This is a genomic window from Flavobacterium sp. 11 (genome assembly GCF_002754315.1).
Classification (GTDB): Bacteria; Bacteroidota; Bacteroidia; order Flavobacteriales; family Flavobacteriaceae; genus Flavobacterium; species Flavobacterium algoritolerans.
Genome location: NZ_PEFE01000001.1, coordinates 3,754,990 through 3,763,919, shown reverse-complemented (window position 1 = coordinate 3,763,919; position 8,930 = coordinate 3,754,990). Strand labels below are relative to the sequence as shown.

Below are 8,930 nucleotides of genomic sequence, written 5' to 3'. Positions count from 1 at the left end.
TATCATCTATGAATTTATTTGCATCCAATGCAGATGGATATGGATTTCCTATCAGTAACAATTGATCAGCTCCTACAGTATTATTTATAGTACCATTATTAGGTTTTCCTAAAAAGGTTAGATTTTGATTTGCAGTAGCTGCTCCACTTCCTTTTAAAGTAAATCCTTTACTGGCTTCTAATTGTCCTGTTTCAAATATTTGAGTCCAATTGGCGTAATCGTTCCCTAAATTATCAAATTTATAGATCCAATAACGAGCTAAACTAAATGGAGATGTTGCTCCATCATATCCATTAATCCAAGTTATTGTTCCTGGTAAGGCAGGATTTGTTCCATCCTTTAAAACCCCAGCTACAGTAAAGTTATTGTTATTTGTAGTGGAGTTAATCGCTCCAACAGGTGAACTCCAATAGTTGTAATTATATTTGTTAGCCTGTCCTTGTTGGTCTCTTTCTAATGAACCGGAACTAGTAGCGTCTAAATCACTGCCTAGTTTTTGTACCAATTGTGACCTTCCCACCAAATCAATTTTACCATCTAGTTTCAGGTAATGGGAAACTTCAATTTTTGAGTCGTTAGTAGCGCTCAAAGTATTGCTATTTACAAATAATCCTAAAACGGTTTTATTTCCTGGTGAAGTAATATTGTGTGTTGTTTTTACAATATTCCAATCTATAGTCTTTGTAGGATCTTCTATTGAAAGACTATATGGTAAATCTTGGACTGTACTGTTTACCCAGGTTTCTACAGTTTCCCAATTTCCGTTTGCAGCTGACTCATAAGGTAAAGGAGCCGTTTGCAAATCTACTGTTTTTAAGTTTTTTAAAGCTGCAGTTAAACCATAACTAGATTTGTCTTTCGCATTGGTATACGTATACGTAGACATAGGATAGTATGCATTAAGGATAGTCCAATCTACAATTCCTATGTCATTTTGTGAGATGCTAGTTGGTATTATTACTCCTTTAGTTTTGGATGCGTCTTGCGAAATTTCTTGATTCATAACATAACGAAATTGTGCTTCAGTAAGGTCATCTTTCCAAACTCTAACTTCATCAATAGATCCATTAAAAAACGACGATGGAGTCGTTCCATCTGCAGCTGCAATTAAGAAAGAATCGTTAGTTGCTGTAGGGATTCCGGATAAATTAGAACTGATGGTATTTACACCATCGATGTACATTTTTGCTGTAGTACCATCAAACGTTACTCCCACATGATGCCATTTTCCTAATGGAATAAAAGCATTGGAAACAATTGTTTTTTTGCTGACCCCAGCATACCAACTCATTTCTGCTTTTCCTGCACTATTAATACTTAAATCATATCCTTGAGAGAACGTACTATTTCTTTTTGAAAGAATAGTTTTATTTGTATTATTTGGATTAATCCAAGCTGAAACGGTAAAGTTAGGGCTTAAGTCGAGTACTTTTCCAGCATCCATGTAATCAGTTGTACCATTGAATTTGATGCTACGTACAAAGGTTCTCTCTGGAGCATATCCAAAAGTAATGTATTTAGTTCCGTCAAAATCATAGGTAGTTTCCAAATTGCTTCCGTTTGATGTCATCACACGGTATTCCGCTGTAGGATTAAAAACAGGAGTATTTGATATAAACATTAAGTAGTCTCCAGGCGGCGTTATTGTTGCTGTAAGCATTGTTGAAGGAATAGAAACCTTTGCAGTGGCAACATTTCCGCCAGTTTCTACTACTTTCCAAGTTCTTCCCACAGAGACGAAACTTACGTCACTGGTTAAAGTAGATGGTGAAGTTATTCCCGAACTAATATTTACGACAACAGGAGTTTGAGCAGCCAGAGTACCTTTATTATTACCCCAAACTAAGAATTTCTTGTCCGTATCAAAGCTGTTGGTATTTGCGGTATTAGTTGCATAAATATCAGCTAAACCTATTGTTATTTCATCAGATGTATTAACACTTTTGGATTGTTTTTGATTCAGTTTTGATAGGTCATCTCTACCGATTCCTGTAATATCATTATTATAACCGGTATTTGCGGTTGCATCCCAAATGATTGCTCCAGCTGAGTTAGTATAATTCATGGAAGTACCATTAACACCTAAGGTTATACCATATTTTATAGCCAAATAACTTTGAATGTTGCTTCTTTGTAAATCCGTTGCTCTTGAACTAAAAGTTATTATTTCACCTACTCTTCCGTCTAAACTACCGTCCCAGCCTTCACTTCTTCCAATCCAGAATCGAGAGTCATTTACATTGCCAAATAACCCAGAGTCAGTAGTGAAATTAACTATGTTATTTGCGTTAAAGTACAACTCAGTACCAGTTATTCCACTATTATTTCGTGCATTTATGATACCTGGAGTACTGTAGGAAGCTGTTGTACTTTGATGAGTTACGCCATAGCCCATTCCAGCACCAGATGATGTACCTAGTGCGTAGGTTAAAACTTCATTACTCATTCTACTGGTATAATTTCCATAACCAATACCTGTTCCATCAGTTTCTTGAGCAGCTGAATTTTTATCTCCACAAAAAATATCCATACTCGCTAAAGCTGAGGTAACGGTTACATCTGGAATCATTACTACAAAAATATCCTGACTGTAAAATCCTGAGGTGCCTTTTAAATATTGTCTATTCGCATCGGTATCAGTATAAACTTGAGGGGTAGTGGTGTAGTTATTTGTAAAATCAACTACTGAGTTAAAATTGATATTGTGAGTCGCAATGTTTCTGTATTTTGGAGCGCCAATTGAAGTAGGCTTAGTAGCATTACTACCTCTACCTTGAGTATTCCATGTAGTTACATCAGTATTGTCAGCTATACTAGTTGTTCCATTAAGTAAGTCAGATCTTAACCATAATTGTAAATCAGTAATTACACCTCCAGGTCCATTTGTTAATGGTGCCGGAGATAAAATATTTACTATATAATCCTCAGTTTCTCCACTACCAAATGTAGTACATGAATCACCTGAACCATTAGCACTTCCTGAATTTCTACTTCTAACACGCATTAATGTATTACCATCAATTGCTGCGATTGGGATTGTAATGCTAGTATTACCACTAGTTGAAGAAGTATAGACTTGTGTCCATTCAGATGCTTCAAAGCTTCCATTGTTATTGTAATCAATCCATACTGAAACGATTCCTGTAGTAGCTGTATTGACACTAATGTTATAGCTGGAGCCTTTAATAATAGAAGTTGTTGGAGATCCTGTTGCGTAGTAATTACTGTAAGCATTTCCATCTGTATTCGAACAAGTGGATGTATTATTAATAGTATTAAAAGTGACGTTTGTTATCGTAGGGCCATTACAAGTGCTATTGCCGGGTGTACAATAAGTAAAAGACGATGTTGTTTTATTTCCGTTTAAAGGTGAAATGGAATTGTATGATGGTCCTCCATTACACGATAGGGAATTATAAGAAAAAATGTATATATAATATAAAGTCGATGCGCTAAGACCGGTAGCCGTAAAAGTATTGTTGTTGTCATTATCTACAACAACATTAGTACCGCCAAGAGAAGTTGATCCAATGGTATATGTTGTCGCATTTGATGGGGAAGGAGCAATGCCTGTAGTATTAAGTACTACTAAGTAATTATCTGAAGCTGGACTCGGTAGAGTAAAAGAACCATTTATAGTGCTACTTGTTTGGGTTAAAGATAATGCAGTTGGCTGTGCTGTTGGAGTGGTACAAGCAGGAGTATTATAGGTTATTCTAATTTCTCCTCGTCCTCCCGTACCTCCCGTACTAGAGCAACCACAGCTACCTCCTCCTACTGTTGATCCGCCGCCGCCGCCGCCTGGAGTTAAGCCATTGTTTCCGTCAATATATGAGCTGTTAGGTGAAGTTCCAACAAATACGCCACCTGCACCGCCCCCATTTCCTCCATTTCCTCCAGCTGAGCCAAGGCTAGCTGATCCAGCAGAAGTTGAGTTTCCTGATATAATTGTGTTACCAATACTTCCCGTGGTTATAGCTGTTCTTGCTGAGCCATTATTAGTTCCTCCGTTTCCGCCTAAACCTCCATTTGCAAATAAAATTCCTGGAGTATTAAACCAAGAGCCTTGACCATTTGTTCCCGCTGTCCCTAATGCTCCTTTAGGGGTTGGAGGTGCTACATTAATATTGTAGACGGTGCCTGCAACAATCCCTGTAAAAGTACTTCGAACGTATGTTCCTCCTGTTCCTCCAGACGCACCTATATCTTTACCACTGACTCCGCCACCAGACCCACCAGCTCCCCATGCCTCAACTATTATGGAACCTGTTACTCCTGCAGGCACAGTCCAAGTTCCTGCACCCGTGGAAGAAATTGTTACGGTGGAAGTTTGTGCGTTGATCTTGCTTCCCAAGAAAAGCATCATGAAGAAACTTAAAAAGGCTACTATAGATTGGGTTTTATGTTGCTTTACTCTTGAGATAGCAAAGAAGGAAAGAGGATTAAAATTTTTTGTTAAAAGTAGAGTTCTCTTCATATTTTGGGCTAAAAGTAATGATAGGTATTGCTTTATAATTTTAATTTATTCTAGTAATAATGTTTAATAAGTGTATTCTTAGTATAATAATTTTAGTTGACAGTTATTTAATGCTTTAATAAAAAAAAATACTGTCCAAATGTAAAATATTTATTCATAATAAATATAATTTTTATCGATAAAATGCATTGAATAACGTCAAAAAACAATGTTTCGATACTATTTCATTCTTTTTACTAAAAATGTATTGAAAACAGTTTTTAAGATTATATAATTTAATATTCAATATGATTGAATTAAAAGTGGCTAATTACTTTGTAATAAGTGTATTATAAATATTAATATTGTAGTGAAATTTATTAAATGTAAATAATTAAGGTAAATTCTTTTTAACCAATTATAAAAAAGCTACCTCGATTCGAGATAGCTTTTTCATTATAAAATTTCAAATGATTATTGCTTAATAAGGCGTTTTATTACAGATTGTCCGTTTGTGGTTATTTCTAGTAAATAAGTACCAGCGTTTATATTTGAAACAGGAATAGCTCCATTTTCAATTTTTCCTTTTGAAACTTCTTGGCCAAGTAAATTAATAACTCTGTAAGTAGCTTTTTCAGCTGATGAAATATTTAAAACAGCTCCTTTTACAGGGTTTGGATATATATTGATTTCTTGTATTTTAGCAGATTCAATTAATCTTGCAGTAGCAGAAATAATATTTATAGTATAATCTTCAACTTGTCCAGCAGTAAATGTTCCACATGAAGAAGGAATTCCGTTATATCTCATAGAAACTCTCATTCTCGTTGCACCAAATGCTGCGGTTGCAGGAATCGTAAATGTTCCGGAAACAGGAGTTTGTGTTGATGCTGCTTTTGTCCATACTTGTTCGCCAGAATCTGCAAAATCACCATCTCTATTGTAATCTATCCAAACGGCATATCCTTCTTTGTATTTTGTTGAAGTCCAAGAAGGCGTTATTGTTATGGTATAAGCTGTTCCTCTAGTTGTATTTGTAGAAATAGTAGTGTAATCTTCATAACCCGTTCCGCCGGTTGAAGCGTTATTGATTGTTCCGAAAACTACTTTACCAATTTTTTCACGAGTAACACTGCTTCCCATCGATGCACAATATGTTACAGTGTTAGCAAGTGTTGTTAAATTTATAGTATTACTAGAGGTAGAAACATTTCCTACTGCATCTTTTGCTCTTATGGAGAACGTATATGCGGTTGAAGCTGTTAATCCAGTTGCAGCATAAGAATTTGTGGTAACAGTTCCTAACAATGTTACTCCTCTATAAACATCATATTCGGTAACACTATTATTATCCGTTGAGGCTGTCCAAGATAAATTGGTGGTTGTTTGAGTTGTTCCAGAAGCAGTTAAATTCGTAGGTGTTGATGGGGCTATTGTATCAGCAATAGTTACTATTTGATTTTGAGTGGAAGTATTTCCATTTCCATCGTCATAGATCCAAACAACAGTATAGGTTCCTTGAGTTGAATAGTTCAAAGGACTGGTAGTTGTTCCAGTAATAGTTCCGGTACAGGCATCAGTAGCGGTAGGGGCAGTAACCGTAGCCGAAGATTGTCCGGTAACTGTAGCTAAAGAAGCCACATCTGCAACTGCTGGAATGGTATCATCAATAAGGATAGTTTGATTCTGAGTGGAAGTATTTCCATTACCATCATTATACGTCCACAGTATAGTATAAGTTCCTTGAGTGATATACATTAAAGGATTGGTAGTAGTTCCCGTAATTACTCCGGCACAAGTACTAGTAGCTGTTGGAGCTGTTACAGCAATAGAACATTGCGCGGTAACAGTTGGTAAATTGGCTAAATCAGGAACAGGAGAACAAATGGATTCAATAGTAAATGTTTGACTGCCAGTAGTTGTGTCGGTACAGGTATTGTATAGTGTAACGTTTGCTGTTCCGCCTGAAGCAATATCATCAGCGTTGATTATAGCTGTAAGTTCTGTTGTGCTTACAAAAGTGGTAGGTCTATCTGTTCCATTCCATCTTATAATAGATTCACCATTAACAAAATTAGATCCATTTACTGTTAATGTAAAGGCACTGCTTCCTGCTTCTGCTGTGGTTGGAGAAATAGAAGTTGATAAAGGAGTTGGTTTTACACTAACGAGTACTTGTTTACGATTACTTTTCATTGGGCTAAATTTCCAATTAAAAAATGGAAGGAAAGTTCCAGAACCACTATTAGCAGTAATTGAAACTATTCCGTTTGTCAATGGATAAGTAATGCCAGAAGTAGCAACAGTTAAATTTGTATATGATAGTTGTCTTGAAACTAATCTTAAGTTATTTTGCGCTGGCAAAAAGAAATCTAAATCGATATCTTGAGTACCAGAAGCTGTAATGAGTATAACTTTTGATTCTAACATTACTCCTGTACTGGTTTGTAATTCTACAAGAATTTGACCTACAGCAGAGGCATTTATAAGTACTGATTTTAGCTTAGTAGGAGTAGAACAATTAAAAACTAAATACCTGTTCGCAACAGCAGTATTGTTATTTGAGGTTCCTGATACAGTTGTAGGTCCAACATTTGCAGGAGTTACTTCACTTTCCACAAAATAAGAAGTATTTAAATCTAGAGCAGAAGTTGTGTAAGATGAAGTTGTTGCAAGAGGTGTAGTTGAAGTTGCAGAATTATACCATTTTACAGATCCAGAACCTATTGCAGATAATGTTGCTGTTTGTCCTTGGCAAATCACTACATCATTTACTGATGGTGAATTTGTTGAAGGGACCATTATTAAATTCAATGTAGTTGTAATACCATTAGACACGGTTACTGATTGTGTTTGTGAAGCATAACCTGGAGCTTCAAAAGTAATAGTATAGGTCCCTGCTACTAATACTTTGTGGTAGTCACCTTTGGTTGCAGATGTTTCTATCCAAGATCCTTTTAAGTCATAACCATTAATATATACTTTAGCGTGAATTGGGTTTCCTGTTGCATCAGATACTATTCCATGCAGGCCGTAATTTGCTTGTTTTACATAGTTTAAAATAGCTTGTCTGTTGTTGTTCCAAAATGTGGGAAGCGTTGATGCTGTTGGGAATTTAGTTGCAGATACTTCAATGGTTATCTCTTTACTATGGTTGAAGTAGTTGTTGTAATCTTGTCTTCCTCCAGCAACTGTATACCAAGCTGATCCATTTGTTGTTCCGGGAAATTGACCGGTTCCAAAAACATCATCCATATATAAATTATTTCCATCAGCAGTTTGGCATAATGAGGCATATTCTGTAGAAATATACTTAAAATAGTTGTCGTGAGGATGGATATTAGCACCGCCAGTTGTAGGATAGGTGTCCCAAGGGAAATTTACAACTTCAGCACCACCATGATAATTTGCAGCCAGAACAAAGTTGCGTGTTCTTTCAAAAGCAAGAAATGCTTGTGTTTCAGGTTGGTAAACGGGATTTGTTTGTAATCCACTATCTGGATGTAAACCATTCAGCGGATCAGGATAATTTCTATTTAAGTCATATCCATTTGCATTGGCTCTAGTTGCAGTATTTCCAGTAGAATTCATGATGTCATTTCCCGCTGTTTTGTATGAACCATCTGGATTTGCTAATGGACAAATGAAAATCTCGGTACTATTAACGATATTTGCAACTTCTGAATTTGAGCCATAATTGGTTAACAGATAATCTATAAATCTCAGCATGATTGGGTAACCTGTGATTTCATCACCGTGCATTGATGAGGTATATAAAAATTCCGGTTCTGTTTCATCTGATGAAGCATTGTCAGAAATTTTAAGAATATATAATGTTCTGCCATTTGCAGTTGATCCAATAGCTTGTAGCGTGCATAAGTTTGGATAAGTTGTGGCCCAATATTGCATTTTTGCTACATATTCTGAATATTTTGGATAAGCATTCCAACTTGTGTCCCATGTAGCTGAAATTCTGCTGGTTAGGAAAGTATTTTCTTTTGGTATTTCGTTGTCAATTGCGGTAACATTGTATGGTAATCCAAAAGCAAGAAATTTTTTAAATTGATCACTAGTTGCATATGCTTCTGCTTGTAAATCTTGACTGTCAACTTTTTTATGACTTATGGAGACAATTTTATTTATTTCTTCAAATTGACTTTGGCTATTGGCTTTAAAAGTAAAAACTACTTCTCCTTTTGCCTTTAAATATTCTTGAGCTTTTTTTAATGTTGTTTTATTCTGGGCAAATGTTACGCCATTAAAGAACAATAAAAACAATGCTAAATAGGTAATTTTTTTCATGTTGTTAAATTTAGGTGCTCAAATCTAGATTAAATATTTTATAAAAACAATTTGAAAATCGACAAAATGTGTTATTTAACCGATTAAATGCATCTAAAATTATTTTTATCATGTTAAAAACGTTAAAAAATTTGAATTTTAGATAAAATATTTATTAAATAAGCCTTTTTAC

At 35.4% G+C, this 8,930-nt stretch carries 2 protein-coding genes; both read right to left on the bottom strand.

Going from position 1 to position 8,930, the window contains the following annotated elements:
- The coding region (locus CLV00_RS16315) for a LamG-like jellyroll fold domain-containing protein (RefSeq protein ID WP_143394904.1) at positions 1-4,477 on the bottom strand (4,477 nt) is incomplete at its 3' end.
- Between the two features lie 453 nt (positions 4,478-4,930).
- On the bottom strand, positions 4,931-8,758 hold the full coding sequence (locus tag CLV00_RS16305) for a M14 family zinc carboxypeptidase (protein WP_099716156.1): 3,828 nt from the start codon (positions 8,756-8,758) through the stop codon (positions 4,931-4,933).
- Between the last annotated feature and the right edge of the window lie 172 nt (positions 8,759-8,930).

Coding starts and splice junctions, on each gene's coding strand:
- CLV00_RS16305 (WP_099716156.1), bottom strand. CDS start 8,758: ATGAAAAAAATTACCTATTTAGCATTGTTTTTATTGTTCTTTAATGGC.